26 protein-coding genes are annotated in these 25,243 nt (G+C 29.9%); 1 reads left to right on the top strand and 25 read right to left on the bottom strand.

Translation table 11 applies throughout. The features are described from left to right. Position 1: 1 nt before the first annotated feature. From purQ to parE, 12 genes are all read right to left on the bottom strand, one after another. On the bottom strand, positions 2–670 hold the full coding sequence (gene purQ / locus C7N71_RS02920; protein ID WP_105987674.1) for a phosphoribosylformylglycinamidine synthase subunit PurQ: 669 nt from the start codon (positions 668–670) through the stop codon (positions 2–4). A 4-nt stretch (positions 671–674) separates the two neighbouring features. Beyond that, a complete protein-coding gene (purS, locus tag C7N71_RS02915) occupies positions 675–923 on the bottom strand; it encodes a phosphoribosylformylglycinamidine synthase subunit PurS (protein ID WP_105964613.1) in 249 nt (82 codons plus the stop codon). 14 nt (positions 924–937) lie between these two features. Beyond that, positions 938–1,648 (bottom strand): phosphoribosylaminoimidazolesuccinocarboxamide synthase, encoded by a 711-nt coding sequence (gene purC / locus C7N71_RS02910; RefSeq protein ID WP_105987673.1) that lies wholly within the window; start codon positions 1,646–1,648, stop codon positions 938–940. Between the two features lie 16 nt (positions 1,649–1,664). Next, entirely contained in the window at positions 1,665–2,786 is a 1,122-nt protein-coding gene (gene purK / locus C7N71_RS02905) for a 5-(carboxyamino)imidazole ribonucleotide synthase (protein ID WP_105987672.1), read from the bottom strand. Then, complete coding sequence (gene purE / locus C7N71_RS02900; RefSeq protein WP_105987671.1) at positions 2,770–3,252, bottom strand: 5-(carboxyamino)imidazole ribonucleotide mutase; 483 nt, start codon at positions 3,250–3,252, stop codon at positions 2,770–2,772. The genes purK and purE overlap by 17 nt, the downstream gene beginning before the upstream one ends. Positions 3,253–3,408: 156 nt before the next feature. Continuing rightward, positions 3,409–3,954: a metal-dependent hydrolase gene (locus tag C7N71_RS02895; protein ID WP_105987670.1), complete on the bottom strand. Its 546-nt coding sequence runs from the start codon at positions 3,952–3,954 to the stop codon at positions 3,409–3,411. A gap of 102 nt (positions 3,955–4,056) precedes the next feature. Next, the gene (msrA, locus tag C7N71_RS02890) at positions 4,057–4,578 is read right to left on the bottom strand and encodes a peptide-methionine (S)-S-oxide reductase MsrA (RefSeq protein ID WP_105987669.1); all 522 of its coding nucleotides are present in this window, start codon (positions 4,576–4,578) and stop codon (positions 4,057–4,059) included. A gap of 17 nt (positions 4,579–4,595) precedes the next feature. Beyond that, positions 4,596–5,033 (bottom strand): peptide-methionine (R)-S-oxide reductase MsrB, encoded by a 438-nt coding sequence (msrB, locus tag C7N71_RS02885; protein ID WP_105987668.1) that lies wholly within the window; start codon positions 5,031–5,033, stop codon positions 4,596–4,598. 137 nt (positions 5,034–5,170) lie between these two features. Then, positions 5,171–6,100 carry a manganese-dependent inorganic pyrophosphatase gene (locus C7N71_RS02880; RefSeq protein WP_105987667.1) on the bottom strand — a complete coding sequence of 310 codons (930 nt, stop codon included), beginning with the start codon at positions 6,098–6,100 and terminating at the stop codon, positions 5,171–5,173. Positions 6,101–6,121: 21 nt separating this feature from the next. Continuing rightward, on the bottom strand, positions 6,122–7,090 hold the full coding sequence (locus C7N71_RS02875) for a LysR family transcriptional regulator (protein ID WP_105964621.1): 969 nt from the start codon (positions 7,088–7,090) through the stop codon (positions 6,122–6,124). A 127-nt stretch (positions 7,091–7,217) separates the two neighbouring features. After that, on the bottom strand, positions 7,218–9,677 hold the full coding sequence (parC, locus tag C7N71_RS02870; RefSeq protein ID WP_105987666.1) for a DNA topoisomerase IV subunit A: 2,460 nt from the start codon (positions 9,675–9,677) through the stop codon (positions 7,218–7,220). A gap of 15 nt (positions 9,678–9,692) precedes the next feature. Beyond that, positions 9,693–11,666 (bottom strand): DNA topoisomerase IV subunit B, encoded by a 1,974-nt coding sequence (parE, locus tag C7N71_RS02865; RefSeq protein WP_105987665.1) that lies wholly within the window; start codon positions 11,664–11,666, stop codon positions 9,693–9,695. Between the two features lie 146 nt (positions 11,667–11,812). On the opposite strand from parE, the gene plsY reads away from it, so the two are divergent. Further along, on the top strand, positions 11,813–12,433 hold the full coding sequence (gene plsY / locus C7N71_RS02860; RefSeq protein ID WP_105987664.1) for a glycerol-3-phosphate 1-O-acyltransferase PlsY: 621 nt from the start codon (positions 11,813–11,815) through the stop codon (positions 12,431–12,433). Between the two features lie 96 nt (positions 12,434–12,529). Here plsY and C7N71_RS02855 read toward each other — a convergent pair whose 3' ends face one another. From C7N71_RS02855 to C7N71_RS02795, 13 genes are all read right to left on the bottom strand, one after another. Next, entirely contained in the window at positions 12,530–13,405 is an 876-nt protein-coding gene (locus C7N71_RS02855; protein WP_157944346.1) for an aldose 1-epimerase family protein, read from the bottom strand. Positions 13,406–13,480: 75 nt separating this feature from the next. After that, complete coding sequence (locus C7N71_RS02850) at positions 13,481–14,392, bottom strand: tyrosine recombinase XerC (RefSeq protein ID WP_105987662.1); 912 nt, start codon at positions 14,390–14,392, stop codon at positions 13,481–13,483. A 56-nt stretch (positions 14,393–14,448) separates the two neighbouring features. Continuing rightward, positions 14,449–16,551 (bottom strand): type I DNA topoisomerase, encoded by a 2,103-nt coding sequence (gene topA / locus C7N71_RS02845; RefSeq protein WP_105987661.1) that lies wholly within the window; start codon positions 16,549–16,551, stop codon positions 14,449–14,451. 40 nt (positions 16,552–16,591) lie between these two features. Next, positions 16,592–17,473, bottom strand: a complete 882-nt coding sequence (gene dprA / locus C7N71_RS02840; RefSeq protein ID WP_105987660.1) for a DNA-processing protein DprA — start codon at positions 17,471–17,473, stop codon at positions 16,592–16,594. Between the two features lie 40 nt (positions 17,474–17,513). Continuing rightward, positions 17,514–18,290, bottom strand: coding sequence for a ribonuclease HII (locus C7N71_RS02835; protein WP_105987659.1), 777 nt, complete (start codon positions 18,288–18,290; stop codon positions 17,514–17,516). Between the two features lies 1 nt (position 18,291). Then, positions 18,292–19,143 (bottom strand): ribosome biogenesis GTPase YlqF, encoded by an 852-nt coding sequence (ylqF, locus tag C7N71_RS02830; protein ID WP_105964629.1) that lies wholly within the window; start codon positions 19,141–19,143, stop codon positions 18,292–18,294. A 97-nt stretch (positions 19,144–19,240) separates the two neighbouring features. Beyond that, entirely contained in the window at positions 19,241–19,459 is a 219-nt protein-coding gene (locus C7N71_RS02825) for a YozE family protein (RefSeq protein WP_105987658.1), read from the bottom strand. Positions 19,460–19,473: 14 nt separating this feature from the next. Continuing rightward, positions 19,474–20,070 (bottom strand): YpmS family protein, encoded by a 597-nt coding sequence (locus C7N71_RS02820; RefSeq protein ID WP_105964631.1) that lies wholly within the window; start codon positions 20,068–20,070, stop codon positions 19,474–19,476. 21 nt (positions 20,071–20,091) lie between these two features. Next, positions 20,092–20,946, bottom strand: a complete 855-nt coding sequence (locus C7N71_RS02815) for a GDSL-type esterase/lipase family protein (protein ID WP_157944345.1) — start codon at positions 20,944–20,946, stop codon at positions 20,092–20,094. A gap of 50 nt (positions 20,947–20,996) precedes the next feature. Continuing rightward, positions 20,997–21,851, bottom strand: a complete 855-nt coding sequence (locus tag C7N71_RS02810) for a DegV family protein (RefSeq protein WP_105987656.1) — start codon at positions 21,849–21,851, stop codon at positions 20,997–20,999. A 26-nt stretch (positions 21,852–21,877) separates the two neighbouring features. Continuing rightward, entirely contained in the window at positions 21,878–22,369 is a 492-nt protein-coding gene (locus C7N71_RS02805) for a dihydrofolate reductase (protein WP_105987655.1), read from the bottom strand. Between the two features lie 15 nt (positions 22,370–22,384). After that, positions 22,385–23,335 carry a thymidylate synthase gene (locus C7N71_RS02800; protein WP_105987654.1) on the bottom strand — a complete coding sequence of 317 codons (951 nt, stop codon included), beginning with the start codon at positions 23,333–23,335 and terminating at the stop codon, positions 22,385–22,387. An 11-nt stretch (positions 23,336–23,346) separates the two neighbouring features. Next, positions 23,347–25,242: an ABC-F family ATP-binding cassette domain-containing protein gene (locus C7N71_RS02795; protein ID WP_105987653.1), complete on the bottom strand. Its 1,896-nt coding sequence runs from the start codon at positions 25,240–25,242 to the stop codon at positions 23,347–23,349. Position 25,243: the final 1 nt, after the last annotated feature.

The raw sequence follows: 25,243 nt of genomic DNA, 5'->3' as shown, positions 1-25,243 counted from the left end.
GTTAGCTCCTTACATTGTGATTTAAAATTGATTTAAATAATTTTAGTCCATCCTTGCTACCTAAAATATCTTCGACTGCTCTTTCTGGATGTGGCATCATTCCTAATACATTACCTTCTTTATTGACAATCCCTGCAATATCAGAAATGCTACCATTAGGATTATTGTTATAAGTGAACACAATTTGGTGATTATCTTTAAGGCTAGCTAAAGTGTCTTGATCACAATAATAATGTCCCTCACCATGTGCGACAGGAATGTTAATTTGTTCATTCTTTTTGTATTCATTGGTAAAAATGGTTTGATTATTTGATACTGATAATTTTTCCCAATTAGAAACAAATTGCATATTATTATTTTTAATTAAAGATCCGGGAAGTAAATGTGATTCGGTGAGAATTTGGAAGCCGTTACAAATACCAATAATTATTTTTCCATTGTTGGCAGCTTCTTTTATGCTCTTCATGATAGGAGATAAACTTGCAATTGCTCCGCTTCTTAAGTAATCGCCAAAGGAAAATCCTCCTGGTAGTAAAATCACATCATACATATTAAGGTTAGTATCTTCGGAAGAGACCATGTCACAATTTTCTCTAATTCCATCCTTGATTGCATAATATAAATCATTGTCACAATTAGACCCTGGAAAACTAATTACTGCAAATCTCATTGGATTACACTTCCTTTATCTCATAGTGGTATGTTTCCATATTTTGATTAACTAATAATTCTTCGCATGCTTTTTTTAAAACATTCTCGGCATCTTCTTGATTATTTTCATTTAAATTAATTTCAAAATATTTTCCCTGCGAAATTGATTCAACACTTTGATGATTTAAACTGTGTAATGCTTTTTTAATAGCTTCGCCCTGAGGATCTAAAATTGATGGTTTGTGACTTACATATAATTTAGCCAAATACATAATATTATTGCTCCTTATGCCAGTTCTTTTTGTAATTTATGTAAAACTTTGTAGTAGCCTTTCATCATATTTCCTTCATTCTTACGAAAGACATCTTTATCTAACGATTCCTTTGTATCTGTATCTATTAGTCGACATGAATCTGGTGAAATTTCATCAGCCAAAATTATATGATTGCTTTCATCTATTCCGAATTCCACTTTAAAGTCGACTAATGTAATATTTATTTCTTTAAATAAATTGATTAATGCTATATTTATTTTTAAAGCTAAATCACGCATTTTAGATAATTGATGTTCATTTGCAATATTCAAAGCTTGGGCATCTAAATCGTTTACCATTGGATCGTGAAGCTCATCATTTTTCATAAAGAATTCAACAACTGGTTTTGATAATTGCTGCAAGTTATTAGTGCCAAATCTTTTCTGAAAATGTCCTGATGACAAATTTCTTACTACTACTTCTAATGGAATCATATTCACCTTTTTATTTAACTGGTCTGTATTTGATGTTTGTTCAATAAAATGATTAGGGATGTCAAATTTATTTAAATATTGAAAAATTAAACTAGATATTTGATTATTGACTGCCCCTTTATTTTCGATTTGTTCATTTCTTTTACCATCACCAGCAGTAGTGTGATTTGTATAATGAACTTTTAAAACGTTTTTATCATTAGTTTGAAACAATTGTTTAGTTTTGCCTGAGTCGACTAATTTATCCATTGTTGTATGCTCCTAATTATTTAAATTGCTCAACTTTATTTAATAAATCATCTATAGAATCGCCTATTACAGTAATATGTCCCATCTTACGTCCATTCCTGATGTCAGCTTTACCATAGTCATGTAAATGCCAATCAGGGTGATTATTGAGGCTTTTTCTTGCGACTTCAATATTAGATCCTAATAAATTAACCATCACGGCTTTATGATCCATTTTTATTTTAGGAATTGATAAACCACAAATACATCTAATATGTGCTTCAAATTGTGATATGTTACATGCTTCAATCGTATAATGTCCTGAATTATGTGGTCTTGGAGCCATTTCATTAACAATCAATTCATTGTTTGGTAGCAAAAAGAATTCAATGCCAAGTACTCCTGTTAAATCTAATTTTTGAGCTATTTTTACGGCAATACTTTTTGCTTTTTCATGAACTAAATTGTTTACACGGGCTGGAACAATACTAGTATGCAATATATGATTTTTATGGATGTTTTCACTTAAAGGAAAAGTTCCTATCTGATCTTGATTATTTCTGGCAACCATAATTGATACTTCTTTATTAAACTTTACTTTTTCTTCTAGTATCCATTCACGATTATTTAATTTTGTTAACGCATTGTTCATGTCTTTTTCATTATTAATATCAATTTGGTCATGCCCGTCATAACCACCTTCACATGTCTTCAATATGCTAGGAAATCCTATTTTACTTATAGCAGCCTCTAAATCACTTTCACTATTAACATACTGATAATTTACAACTGGTAAATTGTTATTAAATAAAAAATCTTTTTCTCTTTTACGATGACTAATAATCGACAACTCATTTAATTTTTGTGGAACTAAAACTTTGTCTTTTATTTTTTTAATTGAGTTTTGATCTACATTTTCAAACTCATAGGTAATTAGATTAGATTTATTTGCTAAATTATTTAATGCTTTTTGATCATTATATTCAGCAATTATTTGAAAATCGGCTACCTGAGATGCCGATGAATGAGGCGTGGAATCTAAAATACCAATTTTATATCCCATAGATTTTGCAGATAGTGCCATCATCTGTCCTAATTGTCCACCACCTAAAATTCCAATGGTATTTTGAGGTAAAACTAATTTATTCGAGCCTTTCATTGCTATTAATTGCCTCCTTAGTTTGATTTCTTCTAAATGTATTCAATTTATCTGCAACTGCTTGATTATTTAAAGCGATTATTTGTGCTGCTAAAATAGCTGCATTTTTTGCTCCAGCATCTCCAATGGCAACTGTCGCCACTGGAACACCTGCTGGCATTTGAACCATTGATAATAGTGAATCCATTCCATTCAATGACTTAGTTTGTATTGGAATCCCAATAACCGGTAAATCTGTATTTGCAGCCATCATTCCAGGTAAATGTGCTGCTCCACCTGCTGCCGCAATTATTATTTTATAATGTTCGGATTTTGCTGAAGAAGCAAACGCTTGTAGTTCATTGGGCATCCTATGGGCAGAAATAACATGTTTATCAAATGATACATTTAATTTTTTAAGCAATTCGGTCGTGACTCTAACTTTATCCCAATCCGATATAGATCCCATAACTAATGCTACATCCATAAAAACATCTCCCTCCTTATATTTAATAACTTCATATTATCAACTAACTTTACATTGGTCAACTAAAAATACGAACTATTTCAGCAGTTTTCTTTAAAAACGTTCGCGTTTGCTAATGAAAAATAAAAAGGGGCATGCTAAATGCATATCCCCAGACTAATAATTAAAACTAATCACATATATTATTAAATTAAATATAATTATTAATATTGAAATAAATAAAATAAGATTTTCTTTTTTCCCACCAACTTTGTATCTAAAAAATCCTTTTTTACGAACATTAACATTTTTATCGAACGGATAAAACCATCGAACACCTTCAATTGAGAAAGAATCTTCAATTATATGTAATAACGTCCCAAAGGAAACACCATAATATAATAGTTTTAATAAAGGATTATCAAATAACAACTGCCCATTGAAATAGTCATTATTAGATAAATAGTATGATATAAAAAATAATAAGGCTATTATCCATATTGTATGCGACCACGTTCTATGTCCCCACCAAGTCATTGGCTTTGCTGCTAATCCAACCTTTTTATTTATCTTTGTTTGTTTTTGATCAATATCAGGTAACTGGGCTCCAATCCATATGCCGATTATCTCTGTTCCAGATATTAATAATGATTGATGTTCTATATTTATAAAACCTAGTGTAATTGCTTCTGATAAAGCAATGTGTGTTCTTCTTAAAGCCAACTATTATCTATCCTTTTATTTTCTTTTTATTTTATCATATTTGTTGGTTAAAGTAACTATTTATGATAATTAATAAAAAAGAGCTCATGAATGAGCTCTTTTTTATTTTTTCCACTTAGTATCTTTAAATTGTTGACGACCACCAAGTTCTTCAATTTGATTCCTTAACGGATTCTTTTTATAAAAATCTTGATGATATTCTTCAGCGGGATAAAATGTTTTAGCATCTTCAATTTTAGTAACAATTGGTTCATCAAACATACCGCTGTTGGCTAATTCTTCTTTAGAATTTTCAGCAATCTTTCTTTGTTCATCACTATTCACAAAGATAACTGGACGATAACTATCTCCTCTATCTTGGAACTGACCTGAAGCATCTGTTGGATCTGTTTGTCTCCAATAAATGTCAACTAATTGTTTATAGGAAATTATTGAAGGATAAAAAGTTATTTCAACCGCTTCGGTATGACCAGTAGTATGTGAACATACCTCTTCATAAGTTGGATTAGGAACATGCCCACCTGTATATCCAGAAATTACCTTTTCAATACCAGGTTGCTGATCAAATGGTTCTACCATACACCAGAAACATCCTCCAGCAAAGATTGCAGTGTCTTTATTCATAATTTAATCATCCTCTCTTATTTAAAGCTGTCTAGGTATTCTCCATATCCTGATTCTTCTAATTTATTTACTGGAATAAATTTTAATGATGCAGAATTTATACAATATCTTAAACCACCCTTATCTTTAGGCCCATCAGGAAATACATGGCCTAAATGAGAATCTGCTTGACTACTCTTAACTTCATTTCTAACCATTCCATGTGAAGTATCTAAGTTACTATTAATATTTTTTTGATCAATTGGTTTCGTAAATGCTGGCCAACCACAGCCAGAATTATACTTATCTCTGGAAGTAAAAAGTGGTTCTCCAGAAACAATGTCAACATACAATCCATCTTCAAAAAAATCATCATATTTATTTGTAAATGGCATTTCAGTACCTGCATTTTGAGTTACATTATATTGTTCATCTGTCAAAATCTTTTTTAAGTCTTCCTTATTGTATTTAGTCATAAATAGCAACTCCTTAGCAAAAGAATATATCTTGTACGATATATATTATATAATACTCATTTTTATATATAATGCAAGCTTAACGAATAAAAAATACTCCTTAAGGAATTAAATTCCCAAGGAGTATTGATATAAAATTAATCTAAAATATCAGTTAATGGTGGCACAACTTGTTTCTTTCTTGAAACAACACCAGGTAAAGCAATTGTATCTTCTTCAGAAAGCTTACTATTAAAGGCTTTCTCAACAGCATCTTTGGGTTCACCTACAACAATTAATTCTGAATTACTATCTAAAACATTAGTAGCAATAACTAAGAATAAATCATAACCTTCAGATTCTGCTTCTGATTTCATTGCTTTTTTCAAATTATCTTTACGTTTTAACACATCATTTAAATCTACAGTATTAATTTGATCGATACGAATAGATTTTCCACCCATTGTAAATGATTTAGCATCACCATCAATTAAGTCTTCATCAGATCTGGCATCAACGTTAGTACCAGCTTTTAGCATTTTGATACCATAATCTTCATAATCAACATTGGCAATTTTTGCTAATTCTTTTACTGCATTTTTATCAACATCAGTTGTTGTAGGTGACTTTAATAGTAAAGTATCTGAAATAATTGCTGATAACATTAATCCAGCAATCTTTTGAGGAATCTCAACTGATTTTTCATTAAACATTTCAAATAATACAGTGCTTACACAACCAACTGGTTCTGCACGGTAGAATAATGGCTTTTCGGTATTAAAGTTAGCAATACGATGATGATCAACAACATGTGTAACATTTAATTTATCAATATCAGAAACACTTTGTTGTGGTTCATTGTGGTCAACTAACATAACTGAGTCAACTTCTGGCTTAGCTTCTTTAATAACACGAGGAGCTTTTTGATTAAATTGATTTAAAACAAATTTTGTTTCTTCATTAGGTTCTCCTAAAGCGACAGCTTCGACGTCATAACCTAATTTTTCTTGTAAATATGCATATTCAATAGCAGCACAAATTGCATCTGTATCTGGACTTTGATGCCCAAAAACTAATTCTTTAGCCATTAAAAAATCCCCTTTAAAATTTTAATCTTTTTCCTTAAGTCTAGATAAGTAATCTTTTTCTTCTAAAAACTTATCAAATTGATCTAAGAAATTACCAATACGAGGAATTAGACGTTTGTTTTTACGATAAACAAATGCTAAATCAAACTTAATATTGGGGGTCATTTTAGAAACCCATGCATCTATATTTTCCATTTTATTAACATCTTTGTCAATCATAAATGAACTAGGCAATGCCGTGTTTGAACCAGTTTCTAATGCAAATTTTAAAATTTGATTAGGCGTTGTAAAACGAGCGGCACTTGTAGGTAAATCTACTAATTGATTTTTAAATTTTTCTTTTAAAATAAAGTCTAAGAAATAACCTTCTGGATAAGTAACCCAAGGAGTATCTATAGTATCCTGGAATCTCACTTTACTATTGTTAGATAACTTTTTATTATGATGAATAAACATCAAGTCATCACTAATAATCTTTTTAGCTTCATAAGGTTTCCAATTTTTAATAGATGAGTCTGGCAAGTACATAATAGCTAAATCAATTTGGTTATTTTCTAAAGATTCCCAAATTTCTTTACGAGTTAACATACGAAGGTTAATTGTCAAAGAAGGATTTTCTTTATACATTTCGATGCTAAAATCTTCAAGAACTTTATCTTGAATTGATGATAATACACCAATATTAATTTCTCCACTAGTTGCACTATTAGATTGCTCAATTTCATCTGCTGTTTCATTTAAAATACTATAAATTTCCTTTGTTGATTTAAGCATAATATTTCCAGCTGCTGATAATTTAAGCTTTTTACCAATAGAATAAAACAATGGCGAACCAATTGTTTTTTCTAATTTTTTAATCTGTTGGGTTAATGCTGGCTGAGTTATACCCAATATTTGTGCAGCCTGAGTGTAATTCATAGTATCAGCTAATTGTAAAAAATACGTTAATGTTTTGGATGAAAAAATATTTTCTTGTCTAGTCTTTTTCATAACTTACTCCTAATTTTTAATGATAACAAATTATTATAGTTATACGATTCAAGTTATAATGATAAACTATAAAATTATAAATAACAAGAATTTTATTATAATTATAAAGAATTACTTTTATATAAAATTATTTATTAACAACTACATTAGGATTCAATATTTTCATTTTAAGTGGAATTCCCTCGTGATTTAGATCAATAACGGCAGATCCATTGGATTGTCTATCATTAACAGGATGGTCACTTGGAATAATATCATGGTGCCTATTACGATCTGTAAAGACCCTAATTGGAGTAAAATCGTCTTCAGTTTTTTGGAGTTTTATAAAATCAGCTACTTCATGAGCATTGCGTTTTAATGGTTTTAAAACTTGCACTCCTCTACGACCACGACTTGCTAAAGGAATATCTTTAGATAGCATATTTTTATAAAAACCACGTTGAGTAATCATTGCTAACATATCATCGTCATTAACTAATTGGAAGTTAACTACAAATTCATCATCTCTAAGTTCCATAGATTTAACACCGGTGGTTCTTGCACCATTAGTTGAAACTTGTGAAATTTCAAATTTAGTTGACAAACCAACATTCGATACAAGTACAACTTCTGGATTATCATCTTTGCTAACATATTTAACATTAATAACTCTTGCATCATCGCTCTTTAATTTTTCATACATAGTTGCATGAGAACGATAAGTACGACCTGGTAATAATTTGCTAAATTCTGTTTGTTTAATATATCCATCACTTGTTGCAATCAAAAATTTACCAGTTTCTTTTAATGAATTAAAAGTAAATATGTTTATAATTTGTTCGTCATTATCTAAACCAATGGTTTGAGAAATATGTTCACCTGTTTCTTTCCATTTAGCATCAGCTATTTCATGAACTGGGCGATAAATTAAATGGCCTTTATTGGTAAACATAAATATATGATCTAATGTACTCATTTCAGATGAAAAGATTGGATAGTCATCTTCTTTTAGTCCATTTTCTTCAACATCAGAAGCTTTATAAGATCTAATGCTACTACGTTTTAAATAACCATCACGACTAACTAAAACAACCACATCTTCATCAGGGACAGTCACATTCTTACTAATTTTAAGCTCTTGTACATGTTCTTCAATCTTTGTGCGACGAGAATTACCATAATTTTTTTGAATTTGCTTAAATTCCTTAGTCAATACTTTATCTAATTCATTTGGATCATTTATAATCGTATTATATTCAATAATGGCTTTGCTTAATCTATCATTTTCTTCTTGCAATTCAGTAACATCAGTATTAGTTAAACGATACAATTGTAATTTTACAATTGCATCAGCTTGTTTACTGGAGAAATCATATTCCTTAACTAAATTTTGACAAGCATCTTTTCTATTATTACTTGATCTAATAGTTTTAATTACCTTGTTTAAAATTGATAATGCTTTAATCAAACCATTAACAATATGTTGACGATTCATTGCATTTTTTAAATCAAATTTAGTTCTGTTAGTAACTACATTCCTTTGATAACCAAGATAAGAGTCTAAAATTGTTTTTAATGGTAGTCTTTCGGGACGCATATGATTAATAGCAACCACATTAAAATGATAGTTCACTTGTAAATCAGTATTCTTAAATAGGTAATTTAAAATACCTTTAACATCAACATCCCTTTTTAACTCAATTGCAATTGAAAGACCATTACGATCACTTTCATCTCTAACTTCTGCAATTCCATCAATTTTTTTATTAATTCTAATTTCATCAATTTGCTTAACCATTTGCAACTTATTGACATCATAAGGAACTTCAGTAACACGAATAAGGGATTTATTACCACGTAATTGTTCAGTATTAGTCTTGGAACGAATAACAATCTTGCCACGACCAGTTTGATATGCTTTTTTAATACCATCTAACCCTTGAACAATTCCACCAACCGGAAAGTCAGGTCCCTTAATAAACTGCATTAGTTCATCTAAAGATGCATCTGGATGCTTTTGCAAGTATATAAGAGCATCTAATACTTCTGATAAATTATGAGGAGGAATTTCAGTTGCATATCCTGCAGAAATACCAGTTGCTCCATTAACTAATAAATTAGGAAAGCGTGATGGTAATACAGTTGGTTCTTCTTCAGTATCATCAAAATTAGGTACCCAATCAACCGTATCTTTATCAATATCACGTAACATTTCAGATGAAATTTTACTTAGACGAGCTTCCGTATAACGCATTGCAGCAGCAGGATCTCCATCCATGGAACCATTGTTACCATGCATGTCAATCAATGGTTCACGTAATTTCCAATCTTGACTCATTCTCACTAAAGCTTCATAAATTGAACTATCACCATGCGGATGAAAATTACCCATTACATTACCAACTGATTTAGCTGACTTCCTGAATCCCTTGTCATAAGTATTACCATCTTTATTCATTGCATAAAGAATACGACGTTGAACGGGTTTCAATCCATCCCTGATGTCTGGTAAAGCCCTTTCTTGAATGATTGATTTAGAATAACGACTAAAACGTTCACTCATAATTTGTTCTAGGGTTAATTTTTCAATAATTGATTTTTTGTCCAACTAAATTAACCTCCTTTATTCAGTATCTTCTTTTTTAGTTTTATCTAGAATACTCTCATCTTCTTCAAGATTAAACTCAACATTTTGTTCAATCCATTCACGACGTGGTTCTACTTTATCACCCATTAAAGTAGTAACTCTCTTTTCAGCTAATGCTGCATCATCAATGTTTACTTGAATTAAGGTACGATTATCAGAGTCCATAGTAGTTTCCCACAACTGATCAGCATTCATTTCACCTAGACCTTTAAAACGTTGTAATGAAGGATGTTTACCAAAATTCTTTAGTTTTTCATCCATTTCGTCATTAGTCCAAGCGTAATCTACTTTGTTGCTACGTCCTTGCTTTTGCTGAATCTTAAACAATGGAGGTAAAGCAATATAAACTCTTCCTTGTTCAATCATTGGACGCATGTATTTATAGAAAAATGTTAATAATAGAATTTGAATATGAGCTCCATCATCATCAGCATCAGTCATAATGATAATCTTATCATAGTTAGCATCCTTAATATTAAATTCAGGGCCAACTCCAGCACCAATAGTATAAATCATGGTACTAATTTCTTCATTTTTTAAGACATCGTCTAATTTAGCACGTTCGGTATTTAATACTTTACCTCTTAAAGGTAAGATTGCTTGATGTTTACGATCACGCCCCTGTTTAGCTGAGCCACCAGCAGAATCACCTTCGACCAAGAATAATTCATTCTTAGAAACATCTTTTGATTGAGCAGGCGTTAACTTTCCAGACAATAAGCGTTCTTTTTTATGGTGCTTTTTGCCACTTCTACTTTCATCACGTGCTTTACGGGCAGCTTCACGTGCTTTACGAGCTCTTAATGATTTTTGAACTAGACTTTGTGCAAAATCACCATTTTCCATTAGATAGTATCCTAGTTGTTCAGAAACAACGTTATCGACTATCGATCTTACTTCAGGGCTACCTAATTTTTCTTTAGTTTGGCCTTCAAATTGAAGCATTTCTTCAGGAACTTTAATAGAAATAACAGATGATAAACCTTCACGAACATCTAAACCATCTAAGTTCTTTTCTTTTGGTTTTAATAATTTAACTTTTCGAGCAAATTCATTAAAAGATTTAGTCCAAGCACTTCTAAAACCAGACTCATGAGTTCCACCATCTTTAGTACGCACATTGTTAACAAAAGATAAAGTATTTTCAGTATAGCCATCGTTGTACTGAGCAGCGACTTCAACTTCAACGCCATCTTTTTTACCATCAAAATACATAATGTTGTTACCCAATGTATGCTTGTCTTCATTTAGGTAAGCAACAAATTCTTTAATTCCATCTTCATAATGGAATGTATCTTTTTGTTCTTGTCCACTTCTTTCATCAGACAAATTAATTTTAATACCGTTTAATAGAAAAGCAGATTCTCTTAAACGTTGTTTTAAAATATTATAATTAAAAATAGTTGTTGTAAAAATACTATTATCAGGTTTAAATGTCACAGTAGTTCCACTATGATCACTAGTCTTACCAATAGTTCTTAAAGTTCCTACTGGATGACCACCATCTTTAAAATCTTCCTCATATTTATATCCATCACGGACAATAGATACGCTTAAGCTAGTTGAAAGTGCGTTTACAACACTAGAACCAACTCCATGTAAACCACCAGAAGTTTTATATCCACCATTTTCTGAGAATTTACCCCCAGCATGTAATACAGTAAAAATAACTTCAGGCGTAGGTTTACCAGATGAATGCATTCCAACTGGCATACCACGACCATGATCTACAACCGTGATACTATTATCTGGATGAATTGTAACGTCAATTTCGTCACCAAAACCGGCTAATGCTTCATCAACTGCATTATCAACGATTTCATATACTAAATGATGTAATCCCTTGCTATCAGTAGAACCAATATACATTCCGGGACGTTTTCTAACTGCTTCCAATCCTTTTAAAACCTGAATTGAAGAGTCATCATAATTCTGTGTATCTTTAGGCATTACAAAACACTCCTTTACTACAATATAATATATTACCTTATTTAATACGCGTTTTAAAGGGGAATAAATATAATATAGAACATTTGTTCTCTTTTATAAAGTTGTCATAATCAATATAAATGGTAAAATTAAATAATAATATATTTATGGAGGAAAAAAGTTTGAAACTAGCTATTTTATTAATAATTGCCTACTTATTAGGTTCTATCCCTAGTGGTATATGGATTGGAAAATGGTTCTTTAATGTAGATGTTAGACAGCACGGTTCTGGTAACATTGGTACAACTAATACTTATAGAGTACTAGGTAAGAAAGCAGGTACTATTGTTATGATTATGGATATCTTAAAAGGAACCTTAGCAACTTCGCTACCTTTCTTTTTTAATGTAAACATATCACCCATTATTTTTGGAATATTTGCAATTTTAGGACACACATTTTCAATTTTTGATAAATTCAAAGGTGGCAAGGCTGTTGCAACTAGTGCAGGAATGTTATTAGCTATTCATCCAATTTTATTTTTATGCGCATGTATTTTTGAACTTTCATTCACTTATATAACTAGCATGGTAAGTTTAGCAAGTATGATCTCATTTCCATTAATTGTAATCTTATTATTTTTAGACAATGATCCATGGTTAGGTACAATTGGTTTGTTGTTAACCATTTTTATTTTCATTAGACATAGAAAGAATATAATTCGAATTAAAGAAGGAAATGAAAACTTAGTTCCATTTGGATTAATATATAATCATAAAAATAAATAACCTTATTTTTAGGTTTTTTATTTTTATGATTATAGTTAAAGTAACTTTTAATTTATAATTAGTTATAAAAAAGAAACCATCAATAAAGTGGCCTCTTTAAAAAATTTTAATTGAATAATCAGTATTAAATGTTTGTTCTGATAATAAATGTTTGATTCCATTTTTATGAGCTAAGATACCATCAGCATTAATATCATCAGCTACACCCCACCATGGTTCTAAACAAACAAATGGTGCATTTTTGGCAGACCATAATCCTGCATATTCTGGTTTATTAGCTTCAACTTCAACACCATGATCAAGATTCTTATTACCTAAACGACAAATTAGTTTCTTATCACTTGTTTTGATAACCTTAGCATCATCATAAAAGATTTCATGTTTTAATTGTAACGATTTAGATAAATCAATATCGGAAACACTGTTTAAATCAATATAAGGTGCTTTAAAAGGAACTTGTTCATAAGTTCTTTGTGGAAAAACATTAATATAATATTCACTATAGTCTTTCTCAGATAAGTTATCTAAAGGAACATTGAAGGCAGGATGGGCTCCCACTGAAAACAACATTTCATTTGAACCATCATTAATAACACTTATTTCAGCTTTCAATTTAGAACCAGATAATAAATAACTAATTGTTAAAGTAAAATGAAATGGGTACATTTCAAATGTTGATGCATTCGATTTTAACTGCATTGTAACAGCATCATTAGTCCTTTTGGTAACTGAAAATTCCATCTCTCTAGCAAATCCATGTTGCCCCATAGAATATTTTTTGCCACCATATTCATATTGGTCATCTTTTAGGCGACCAACTATTGGAAATAAAATTGGGGCATGTCTACCCCAAAAATTACTGTCTGCTTGCCAAATATATTCAATGTTTTGATCATTCTTTATACTTGTAACTTCAGCACCTTTTGTGTTGATTATGACTTTCAAGTACTCATTACCTAAATTAACTAGCATCATAACCCTCCGAAAATTCATAATATCTTAAGTTTACAATAAAAATAATTAAAAATAAAACAATTTTTTCACATGCTAAGCCCTGGGAAAGAATTTATTGTAATTTTTTAAAAGATTCTCACTAGTAACGTGGGTATATATTTGAGTTGTTGATAAACTACTATGTCCTAATAGTTCCTGTACTGTTCTTAAATCAGCACCATTATTAAGCATTTCAGTAGCAAAAGTATGTCGAAGCATATGTGGATGGATTTTTGTTGTTAATGATGTATTTTTTATAATTTCATCCATAGCATATTCAATGCCACGACTAGTAATGTGTTTACCATGTTGATTAACGAAAACAAAGTCATGCTGTTGATGATATTCTTGCATCAATGGTCTACGACATTTTTTTGCATAATCATCCAATGCCTTAATTAGATACTTTCCAAATGGTAAATATCTTTGTTTATTACCTTTACCAATTACAGTAATAATTCTATTTTCAAAATCAATTTCATCATAAGATAAATCCGCACATTCACTAACACGCATCCCTGTATCATAAAGAGTTTCCAATAAAGCATAATTACGATAATTTAACTTTTTATTATTTCCTAAACTAGCTCCTTTAAAAAGCTCCAATAATTCCTTTTGATAAAAAAACCTAGGTAAATAGCCACTATGTCGTTTTAAATTAACAAAAGAAAATGGATTTTCATTGATTAAATCATTCTTCATCATAAAATTATAAAATGAACTTAAAGATGATATCTTTCTGGCAATAGTATTCCTACTATCATCATTTTTACGTAAATGATTTAAATAAGTTTCAACATCTAAATCATCTATTTGTAGTAATTTACGATTATTATCGTGCATCCCATGCACAAATTGATCTATGTCGTTTTTATAAGCAACAGCTGTATTATCAGAATATTGCCGTTCGTCTTTTATATATTCCATAAACCAATCAATTAATTCTTTATCATTATATTTTTCCATTTTAAATCACTCATTCTAATAAAAAGAGCCCTTAAATAAAATTAAGAGCTACATTATTATTTTTGAACATCCTCTTTATAATCACCATTAGGACAAACTACCTGCATGCCACCTTTAACTTTTTTCTCAACCAAATATTCACCATCTTTAGGACAGTCTCTACCAATTGGCTTATTCCAAGTAACAAAATCACATTCTGGATATCTTGAACAACCATAAAAGATTCTATTTTTCTTAGACTTTCGTTCAATGACATCACCTTTTTTACATTTGGGACAAGTAACCCCAATTTTCTTAACAATTGCTTCTGTGTTACGACAATCTGGGAAACGAGAACATGCGTAAAATTTACCGTAACGTCCCATCTTAATAACCATTGGGGCACCACAAATTTCACAATTATAACCAGCAGGTTCATCTTTAATTTGAACATCCTTCATATTTTTCTCAGCATTTGCAACTTCTTTAGAAAATGGTTTATAGAATTTATCTACTACCTTAATCCAATTTTGCTTAGCTTCTTCTATTTCATCAAGATTATTCTCCAAATCGGCAGTAAAATCAATATTAATAACATCAGGGAAATATTGCTCAATAATATCATTAACAATTTCACCTAATTCGGTAGGCTCAAACTTACGTCCCACTAATTTTACATAATAGCGACGTTGAATTGTGCCAAGTGTTGGTGCATATGTTGAAGGACGCCCAACACCATTTTGTTCAAGCGCATGAATTAATTTTGCTTCACTATATCTTGCAGGTGGTTGAGTAAAGTGTTGGTCAGGATTATCTTTTAACATGGTAATTTGATCGCCTTTTTTAATCTCAGGTAATATATTATCTTTTTCTTTACCACGTTTATAAACTTTTAAGAAACCATCAAATTTTAATTTAGAACCATTCGCTCTAAAATCTACTCCATTTTGGTTCATATTAACAGTCATTGTATCCATAATAGCTGGAGTCATTTGACTTGATAAGAAACGACACCATATTAAATTATAAAGTTTATACTGATCATTACTCAAATAGCTCTTTAAACTAGCAGGAGTACGATGCACTGAAGTAGGACGAATAGCTTCATGGGCATCTTGAGCTCCTTCAGGTAACTTACCTTTAATTGGTTTAACTGCAGCATATTCAGCTCCATAATTTTCATGCAAGAAACTAGATGCTTCGTGCTTAGCAACCATAGAAATTCTGGTTGAATCAGTTCTCATATAAGTAATCAAACCTTGATTACCCTCTTTACCAATATTAATTCCTTCATATAACTGCTGAGCATTCATCATTGTCTTTCCAGTTTTAAAGTTTAATTTATTATTAGCATCTTGTTGCATTGTACTAGTTGTAAACGGTTGTTGGGGCTGACGTTTTCGCTCTTTCTTAACAACACTAGTAACATCAAAGGACTTGTTCTTATCAATTTTGCTTAAAATTGATTTGACTTCTTCGTTATCATTAATTTCAGTTTTTTTACCGTTCAAGCCATAAAAGTTAGCTTTAAAGTCATTACTAGCTTTTTTCATATCAGCATCAATTGTCCAATATTCTTTGGGAACAAATTTTTTAATTTCACGTTCTCTTTGAATAATTAGCCATAGTGCTATTGATTGAACACGACCAGCACTTAGACCCTTCTTAACTTTTTTCCATAATAGTGGTGATATTGAATAACCCACTAATCTGTCTAATACTCGACGGGCTTGTTGGGCATCAACCAAACTCATATCAATCGTACGAGGGTGCTTAAATGCTTCTTTAACCGCATCCTTAGTAATTTCATGAAAGGCAACTCGATTTTCATCATTTTCATCTAAGCCTAATAAATGTGATAAATGCCAAGCAATAGATTCTCCTTCACGGTCAGGGTCAGATGCTAGATAAACGCTTTTGGCTTTTTTAGCTTCTGAACGTAAGTCTTTAATTGTATCTCCTTTACCACGAATAGAAATGTAATGAGGAGCATAGTCGTTCTCAATATCAACACCCATCTTACTTTTAGGCAAGTCACGCACATGCCCTTTACTTGCAATCACACGATATGTTCTACCAAGATATTTTTGAATTGTTTTAGCTTTAGTAGGCGATTCAACAATAACTAATTTTTTCTTGGGTGATCGTCTTTTCTTTTTTTTAGTTGTTTTTGTAGTCATCCATATCCCTCATTAATTTATAATCTTAAATCAAAATATTTTATTTATAATAAAATTCTTCAATAATATCTTTAGCAGATAAAACTGGTTTTGCTCCTGCTAAAATTAACTCATTACATCCAACTGAATGCAAACTATCAATTCTTCCAGGAATTGCTAAAACATTCCGGTTATTTTGTAATGCTAAATTAGCAGTAATTAAACTACCTGATTTATTTTTTGCTTCTATAACTAATAAAGTATCAATTAAACCAGCAATAATACGATTTCTCTCAGGAAAATGAAAACGTAAAGGTTTACTACCAACTGGATATTCACTAATTAATAAATGATTGATGGCAATATTACGTTGTAATTGTTCATTTTCTCTAGGGTAATATATATCTAATCCGGTTCCAATAACAGCAACCGCTTTTCCCCCATTAGCAATGGTACACTGATGGCTTAATTTATCAACCCCAGCAGCTAACCCAGAAACAACTACAATATCTGATTGAACTACTTCGGGAATTAACATATTTAAACTTTTAAAAGCATAATCCGTATTTTTTCTGGAACCAACAACCCCCAACATTTTATTTTCTATTAAAGAAATATTACCAAAATAAAAAATAATGATAGGCGGTAAATAGGATTCTTTTAATCCAATCGGATAACTTTCATCTAAAATGGAAATAAATTTAACATGTTCTAAATGATAATTTAAACTATCATTAACTTCTTTACTATTAAATGATTTACAAAATTTATCATAGTACCTATTGGACAAATTAACGCATTTAGCAATATCTAAGGCGCTAAAATTAATTTCAACGGGTAAAACTGTATATTTATTTCTTAAAAATTTATAAAATGCATATTCTGATTTAATACCAAAACCGCTAGTTAGTTTTAGTTTAAGCAATAAAGTACGTAATTTCATTTTCAAATCTCCTAATTGGGTTTTAAAAATAATTACGTATTTAATAATTAGTTAAATCTAAAACTGGTTTAAAAGATTTACGATGAATAGGTGTCGCACCGTATTCACTAAGTGCTTGTAAATGTTTCTTGGTTCCATATCCGGCATTATGATTAAAATCATATTCTGGATATTTTTTACTATACTGATCCATTAAATGATCACGATATACCTTAGCTAAAATACTTGCGGCTGAAACACTAGCACTTTTGGCATCCCCTTTAATTAATCTAACTTGTTTATTTGGGATGTCGATGTTCATTGCATCAACAATTACAATTTCAGGATTAATATCCAAATTATTAATTGCATCTTTCATTGCTACTCTAGTGGCTTCATAAATATTAATTTTATCAATTATTTTATTTGATGCAATACCAATACTATAATATAAAGCTTTTTGTTTAATCATTTTAGATAATTCCAGGCGCTTTTTAGGTGATAATTTTTTTGAATCATTAACTTCATAAACATTAAAATTATGTGGTAATACAACTGCAGCAGTTACCACAGGGCCAGCTAATGGCCCTCTGCCAACCTCATCTACTCCAGCAATATAATTAATTTCCTCATTCCAAAAATGATTTTCATATTTAAGTCTTTTTTGAAAATCCATTTTAGATTTTTCTAAATAGTTCAATTGATTTATTCTTTGTTTTAAAGCAACTTGTATTCCTTTACGAGAATCATTTTTATAATCATTAAAAATATCATCAGATAATGTTGTAACTTTAGATAATAACTTTTTAAAATCATTAATAGATAATTTATTGTTCATTTTAATTTTCCTTATCTAATTCATCTACGCTGTCTAGTGTAAATGGTCCTATTTTACCCTTACGACTATCTAAAATTAAACGCATTGATGCTCTTTCATAATCATCGCGCATTCCAACATTTTTAGTAATCTTTAATAATAGATCAACGTCACTTAATTCCATATCTTCTTCACTTAAACGATATCTTTTAATTAGTCCATCACGATTATGTTGTCTAAAGAAATTCAATGCAAATAATGCTACATCATCACTAGCATAAATACTATCTTTGATTGCACCTGTTAAAGCTAATTTATTAGCCACTTCTTCATTTTCAAATTTAGGCCATAAGATACCAGGAGTATCCAATAATTCTAATTCATTACCAGCCTTTAACCATTGTTGACCCTTTGTAACACCAGCACGATTACCAACTTGAGCAGCACGTCTTTTAACAATTTGATTCAATAATGTTGATTTACCAACATTAGGAACTCCTACGCAAATTGCTCTAATAACTTTATTATCGAGACCTTTATCTTTACTAGCAGCAATTTTATCTTTTAATAAATCCTTTACTACTTTGGTAATATATTTGCCAGTAGTATTATTTTTAGAATCAACTGAAATTGCAGCATAACCTTTATTTTTAAAATAGCTTATCCATTGATTAGTAACATTAGGATTAGCTAAATCAGCTTTAGTTAAAATCATTAAACGTGGTTTATTTTTACTAACCTTTTCAACTTCAGGGTTAATAGAACTAAAAGGACATCTAGCATCTACTAACTCAAAAACAATATCAACTAAATGTACATTTTCTTCAAACTGACGAATGGCTTTAGCCATATGTCCTGGAAACCATTGAATCATATATATTCGCTCCTATCTATTATTTTAATTGTACTATATTTTATAGCTTATTATTATAAAAAAATAAACCTAAATAATAATCTAGGTTTATTTTTGTTTAATTATTATAATCTTGAAATAATTGCCAAGCTTCATCAAAGATAGTCATACTAGGCAAATAACTTGCATTTTCTTCTAAATACTGAGAAATTTCATCATAATAAATTGACTGCTTAGGAAATGATTGATCATAAAACGCATTGTTAGCAAATTGAGCGACCGGCTCATTACTACCAGAATTACGCTCAGTCATCAAGAATTGATAAAAAGTTTTCATTAAAATCCTCCAAATTAACTATTAGGAACTAATGCCTTAAATCTAAAGTCTCCATCACCACTCATATCAATTTTATTAGCTTGATATGAAACTTTATTTTTACCACCTAATTCATTAATGTGTAATATAATTTTGCTTTCTTTACTATTAAGTTCTATCCAATTAGGAATATGATATTTTTTGCCAACATAAGCTATCACAAATTTAGCTGGAATATCAAGATGACCAATTTCTAAGTTATTAGTATCTAATTCAATATTTCCATCATCTAATAATTTAGGATTCATCGATAAAACATAGTTAACTTTAGAACCTAAAATTTTGATATTCCCATAAACATAAGCTTTTTTATCTAAAATAAATTTATAATCCATTGAAGAATTATGGTGTTCGTCAAAATTTTTTAAATAATAAGAAGAAAGTGCATTAATTTGATTTTTATTTAGTTGAACAGAAATTGGTGTGTGGTCTTTAGAGGTATTATTATTTTGAGAAGGATTAACAGTACTACCATGAATTTGAAACCATAAATATCCAAAACCGGATATTATTAATATAATCAAAATAAAAAATAAATACTTAAAAATACTATTTTTTCTAGTTTTATGCATTTAAATATACTCCTCTGATTTTTAATACCAATCGTTGTATTTTTCCATTATTTTAAATAATTTATTAGTCATAAAATCATATCCTTTTGAATTAGGATGAAAATGATCTTTTGAGGATAAGTATTCATTTAGTTCTTTTTCATTGCTATATAAATCATCTAAAGATAGCGGATTAAATGAGTCATCACTAGATTCCAATAGCTTATTCTTTTGTCTTTCAGTTCTATATTGTCCATATGATAACGAATTAATATTAACAAAATGAATCCACTTTTGATTACTACTTTCATTATCAATAATATCATTATATTTACTAACATAATTTTCAATTGCATGAACTTTTGGAAAATATACATAAACTGGATTATATATACTAAAAATATAAATAGGTATTTTCTTGTTTATATTCCGTATGTGCTTGATTAAAGAACTCAAATTATCTTTATAGTTTACAAGATTAACCGTCATATTTTTATTGAATTCATCTTTATCATTAATCAATGCATTTTTTTGTAATGCTTGTAATAAATCATTACCACCAGAAGTTAAAATGACGGCATTTGAATGTTTAATATGAGTTAATAGGCCATTAGTATTATTAATAATTCTTTTATCAATTTGATCAGTTCGTTGTCCAGCAATACCATAATTATAAACATTTAACTTAGCATTTTTATCATTAACAAATTTGTCTTTGATTCTATTTACATATCCACCACTATTAGTGTTGTCACCAACACCCTGTGTCAAAGAATCTCCAACTGAGACAAAGGAAATTTTTTGCTTAGGATCATATTGACTATTAGAACTAGAATAATAATTCTTATATGCATAAACACCAGATATTAATAAAATGAATAAAATAAGGAGTAGCAAAATATATTTTAATATTCTTTTCGTTTTAATCACTCCAGATAAAATTAATATTATTCACTATAATACATTAAAGCAAATGCACCTAATCCGCCATAAGTAGCTATGATAGGGACAGTTTCACGCATTACTACCTGTATATTTGGACAGATGGCTTGTACTTCATCTTTAATTTTATTAGTGAGATCTGTAGAGCCAACATATGAAATACCAATGCTTTTTATATTTTTATGTTTAAGTATTTCCTGCATTTCAGGATAAACATGTTGAGTGAAATATTTATGAATTGACTTTAAGCCACGTCCCTTAGAATCAACTGTTATTTCACCATTAACTAATTTAACGATTACTTTAATATTCAATAAATTAGATATTGCTCCTGCCCATGGTTTTAAACGACCGCCTTTAACGATATTGTCTAAATTTAAGATTCCCATATAAAGTTTGGTATTTTTACGGACTTCGTCAACTGATTTAATGATTTCATTTATACTTTTACCTTGTTTAGACATCTCAGCTGCTTTTATTACTTGAAAAGCTAATGAACGATCAGTGGTTAAACTATCAATAACTTTCACGTTAGATTTAGATAAATTTGCTGCTTCACAAGCAGTTTTATAAGTACCACTAATTTTACTGTCTAAATTAATTGACAAAATTTCACTACCATCAGCACCTAATTCATCAAATTTATTAATAAATTTACCCAAAGGTGGCTGACTAGTTTTTGGCAACCCCTTTGCAGTTTTCATTTTTTCATAAAACTCTTCATTAGTTATTGTTTCACGTTCTGTGTAAACAGTATCATCAATCATAACTGATAAAGGAATGATATTAATATCATACTCAGTAATTTCTTCATCGGTTAAACCTGCCGTTGAATCAGTAACAATTTTAATTTTTGACATTATTATCACCTTCACTGAAAGTTAAATTATTTTCTTTCAAATACATCGAATTTATGCGGATATATATTTTTACTATCTAATTTTCCAATTGTTTCTTTAATTAAATTAAATTCATCATAATTAATTTTAGGCATTACTGTATCCCCATCAAATTTATAATCAATTGAGGTACGATATAGCCGATCAACATATGGAAGCAATAGTTTAAATATTTGTGCACCACCAACTACAAATATTTCTTTTTCTTTATTATTATTAGCAAATTGCAAAAAATCATTTACATTATGAATGACCATTACTTCATCAGGAAATCTATTATCTTCTTGATGTGTTAAAACAACATTTAAACGATGGGGTAACGGCCTCCCAAAGCTCTTATAGGTCTTACTACCAGCCAATATTATATTATTAGTAGTAGTTTGTTTAAAATAATGCATATCTGCTGGTAACTTCCAAGGTAAATTACCGTTCATACCAATAACATGGCCTTTTGATTCAGCCCATAAATAAGAAATCATATTAATCTCCCCATTTTAAACAGCAACTGGTGCTTTAATTGGATCATGATGTTTATAATCGATCACTTTAATGTCATCCATATCATAATCAAAGATACTCTTTTTGTCAGGATTCAACCACAATTTAGGAGCTTGATATGGTTTCCTTGATAATTGAGTTTCAATTTGATCAATATGATTAGAGTAAATGTGCGCATCCCCTAAAGTATGAACAAAGTCACCAGGTTTCAATCCACATTCCTTAGCAATTAAAGAAGTTAATAAAGCATAACTAGCAATATTGAATGGAACTCCTAAGAATACATCACCTGAGCGTTGGTATAATTGACAACTTAATTTACCATCGTTTACATAAAATTGGAACATAGTATGACATGGTGGTAATGCCATTGAAGGAATATCTTCCGGATTCCAAGCAGAAACAATTAGTCTTCTAGAATTAGGGTTAGTTTTAATTTGTTCAATAACATTTTTAATTTGATCAATAGTCCCACCAGTAGATTTTTTCCAATGACGCCATTGACTACCATAAACTAAACCTAAATCACCATACTTATCGGCAAAATCATCATCATCTAAAATTTTTTGACAGAATTTCTTCTTTTCCGCTAAATAAACTTTTTTAAATTCTTTATCCTCATTTGCACGTAATCCAAAATTAGTCATATCAGGACCATCATAGTCTTTTGATTGCACAAAATTTTTAAATGCCCATTCATCCCAAATATGATTTTTATGTTGTAGCAAATATTTAATATTAGTTTGGCCATGTAAGAACCATAAAAGTTCACTTTTAATCAATCCAAAAGGAACCTTTTTAGTTGTAAGTAATGGAAAACCTTTGCTTAAGTCAAAACGCATTTGATATCCAAATATACTAATTGTTCCGGTACCTGTTCGATCACCTTTTTTATGACCATTTTCTAAAATATATTTTGCTAAATTTAAATAAGTATCTTCAAGCATTGTATAAACTCCTATTCTGCAAATTGACTTAAATATTCCCAACGCTGCATTTTTTGATTAGATTGTTTGTTTAAATCATCAACCTGTGATTGTAAATCAGCTAACTTATCATAATCATCGCCATAATTTTGCATTTCTGATTGAAGGGATGAACTTTTAGAATCTAATTTATCAATTTCATCTTCTAAGCCATCAAATTCAATCTGCTCAGCATAAGTTAATTTTGTTTTTTTATTTTCATTGTTTTCTTTAGGTTTATTTTCATCTGATTTTTTATGCTTTTTAACATTATCTTTATTACTGTTGTCATTTTTTAAACTAGCCAAATAATCAGTAAACAATCCAACATGCTGTTCAATTTTCCCATTACCATCAAAAATAAGTAATTTATTGGATACTTTATCTAAAAAGTAACGATCATGAGAAACTGTAATAACTGTTCCAGCAAAGCCTTTAATGTAATCCTCAAGAACTGTCAATGTAGATATATCAAGATCGTTAGTAGGTTCATCTAACAGCAATACATTAGGTTGTTGCATAAGTAATTTTAATAAATATAAACGACGCTTTTCTCCACCTGATAACTTGCGAATTAAAGTTCCGTGCATAAATTTAGGAAACAAAAATTGTTCTAGTAAATCAGTAACGCTAATTTTATTTCCAGTATTATCAGTTACGTTTTCTCCAACATCCGTTAAATACTTAATTACTCGCTTATCATCTGGAATTGTTTCAGTTTGTTGAGTATAATATGCCATCTTAACAGTTTCACCAATTTCAACAACACCACTGTCTGGCTTAATTTTACCAGCAATAACATTTAATAATGATGACTTACCAGCTCCATTTTCTCCACTTATACCGATTCTTTCATTTGGTTGTACCAAAAGGCTATAATCATCTAGAATTTTTTTATTATCTAAAGTCAAATTAGTATCTTTTAACTCAATAACCTTTTTACCTAAGCGTTGTTGACCAAGCGTGATATCAACATCTTCATCAGTTTGTAAATTACCAACATCATTTTTCAAATCATTAAAACGATTAATGCGAGCTTGTTGCTTGGTAGAACGAGCTTTAGCTCCTTTTTTCATCCAAGCTAATTCTTGTTTATACAATCGTTGTTTTTTATGTTCAGCATTCACTTCAAAATCAACACGTTCAGCTTTTTGTTGAACATATTTTTCATAATTACCTTCATATTCATATAGTTTTCCAAAAGACAATTCCCAAATATTATTGGCAATATTATCTAAAAAGTAGCGATCATGAGTTACAAAGAGTAATGATCCTTTATATTTAGCTAATAAATCTTGTAACCAATCAATGGAATCAAAATCCAAATGGTTAGTAGGTTCATCTAATATTAATAAATCAGGAGACTGTATCAATACTTGTGCCAAACCTACACGACGTTTTTGACCACCTGATAAAGTTGATACCTTTTGATTCATATCATTAATTTTAAGTTGCGTTAAAATTGTTTTAACGTCACTTTCAGCATTCCAAGCATCCTCTTCGTTCATTTTTGATTCAGCAGCTAAATATTGATGCTCAGCTTTTTCATCATCTGGATGCTTTGAATAAACATCTAAAGTATGTTCATAATATCTAATGGTATTAAAAATATCTTGACTACCAGCGAAAACAGCATCAAGTACCGTCAGAGATTCATCTAAAACTGGTTCTTGCTTTAAATATCCAATTGAATATGTTTTAGAGGTAATAATATTACCAGTAGAATCATGATCAGCTCCAGAAATAACGTTCAATAAAGAAGTTTTTCCACTACCATTGGTCCCAATTAAACCAATTCGATCATGTTCATTAATAATAAAATTTAAATTTTTAAAAAGCGTTTTTTCACCATAAGTCTTTGTTAAGTCCTCTGCTCTTAAAGTTTGCACA

This window comes from Apilactobacillus timberlakei (assembly GCF_002993965.1).
Taxonomy (GTDB): domain Bacteria; phylum Bacillota; class Bacilli; order Lactobacillales; family Lactobacillaceae; genus Apilactobacillus; species Apilactobacillus timberlakei.
This window is presented reverse-complemented; position numbering and strand designations above follow the sequence as displayed.

Coding starts and splice junctions, on each gene's coding strand:
- C7N71_RS02835 (WP_105987659.1), bottom strand. CDS start 18,290: ATGAACAATAAATTATCTATTAATGATTTTAAAAAGTTATTATCTAAA.
- purQ (WP_105987674.1), bottom strand. CDS start 670: ATGAGATTTGCAGTAATTAGTTTTCCAGGGTCTAATTGTGACAATGAT.
- msrA (WP_105987669.1), bottom strand. CDS start 4,578: ATGAATAAAGACACTGCAATCTTTGCTGGAGGATGTTTCTGGTGTATG.
- C7N71_RS02810 (WP_105987656.1), bottom strand. CDS start 21,851: ATGTCAAAAATTAAAATTGTTACTGATTCAACGGCAGGTTTAACCGAT.
- purS (WP_105964613.1), bottom strand. CDS start 923: ATGTATTTGGCTAAATTATATGTAAGTCACAAACCATCAATTTTAGAT.
- topA (WP_105987661.1), bottom strand. CDS start 16,551: ATGACTACAAAAACAACTAAAAAAAAGAAAAGACGATCACCCAAGAAA.
- plsY (WP_105987664.1), top strand. CDS start 11,813: ATGGAGGAAAAAAGTTTGAAACTAGCTATTTTATTAATAATTGCCTAC.
- msrB (WP_105987668.1), bottom strand. CDS start 5,033: ATGACTAAATACAATAAGGAAGACTTAAAAAAGATTTTGACAGATGAA.
- parE (WP_105987665.1), bottom strand. CDS start 11,666: ATGCCTAAAGATACACAGAATTATGATGACTCTTCAATTCAGGTTTTA.
- C7N71_RS02850 (WP_105987662.1), bottom strand. CDS start 14,392: ATGGAAAAATATAATGATAAAGAATTAATTGATTGGTTTATGGAATAT.
- C7N71_RS02820 (WP_105964631.1), bottom strand. CDS start 20,070: ATGCATAAAACTAGAAAAAATAGTATTTTTAAGTATTTATTTTTTATT.
- ylqF (WP_105964629.1), bottom strand. CDS start 19,143: ATGATTCAATGGTTTCCAGGACATATGGCTAAAGCCATTCGTCAGTTT.
- C7N71_RS02875 (WP_105964621.1), bottom strand. CDS start 7,090: ATGAAAAAGACTAGACAAGAAAATATTTTTTCATCCAAAACATTAACG.
- purE (WP_105987671.1), bottom strand. CDS start 3,252: ATGGATGTAGCATTAGTTATGGGATCTATATCGGATTGGGATAAAGTT.
- purC (WP_105987673.1), bottom strand. CDS start 1,648: ATGGATAAATTAGTCGACTCAGGCAAAACTAAACAATTGTTTCAAACT.
- C7N71_RS02805 (WP_105987655.1), bottom strand. CDS start 22,369: ATGATTTCTTATTTATGGGCTGAATCAAAAGGCCATGTTATTGGTATG.
- C7N71_RS02880 (WP_105987667.1), bottom strand. CDS start 6,100: ATGGCTAAAGAATTAGTTTTTGGGCATCAAAGTCCAGATACAGATGCA.
- C7N71_RS02825 (WP_105987658.1), bottom strand. CDS start 19,459: ATGAAAACTTTTTATCAATTCTTGATGACTGAGCGTAATTCTGGTAGT.
- C7N71_RS02800 (WP_105987654.1), bottom strand. CDS start 23,335: ATGCTTGAAGATACTTATTTAAATTTAGCAAAATATATTTTAGAAAAT.
- purK (WP_105987672.1), bottom strand. CDS start 2,786: ATGAAAGGCTCGAATAAATTAGTTTTACCTCAAAATACCATTGGAATT.
- C7N71_RS02855 (WP_157944346.1), bottom strand. CDS start 13,405: ATGCTAGTTAATTTAGGTAATGAGTACTTGAAAGTCATAATCAACACA.
- dprA (WP_105987660.1), bottom strand. CDS start 17,473: ATGAAATTACGTACTTTATTGCTTAAACTAAAACTAACTAGCGGTTTT.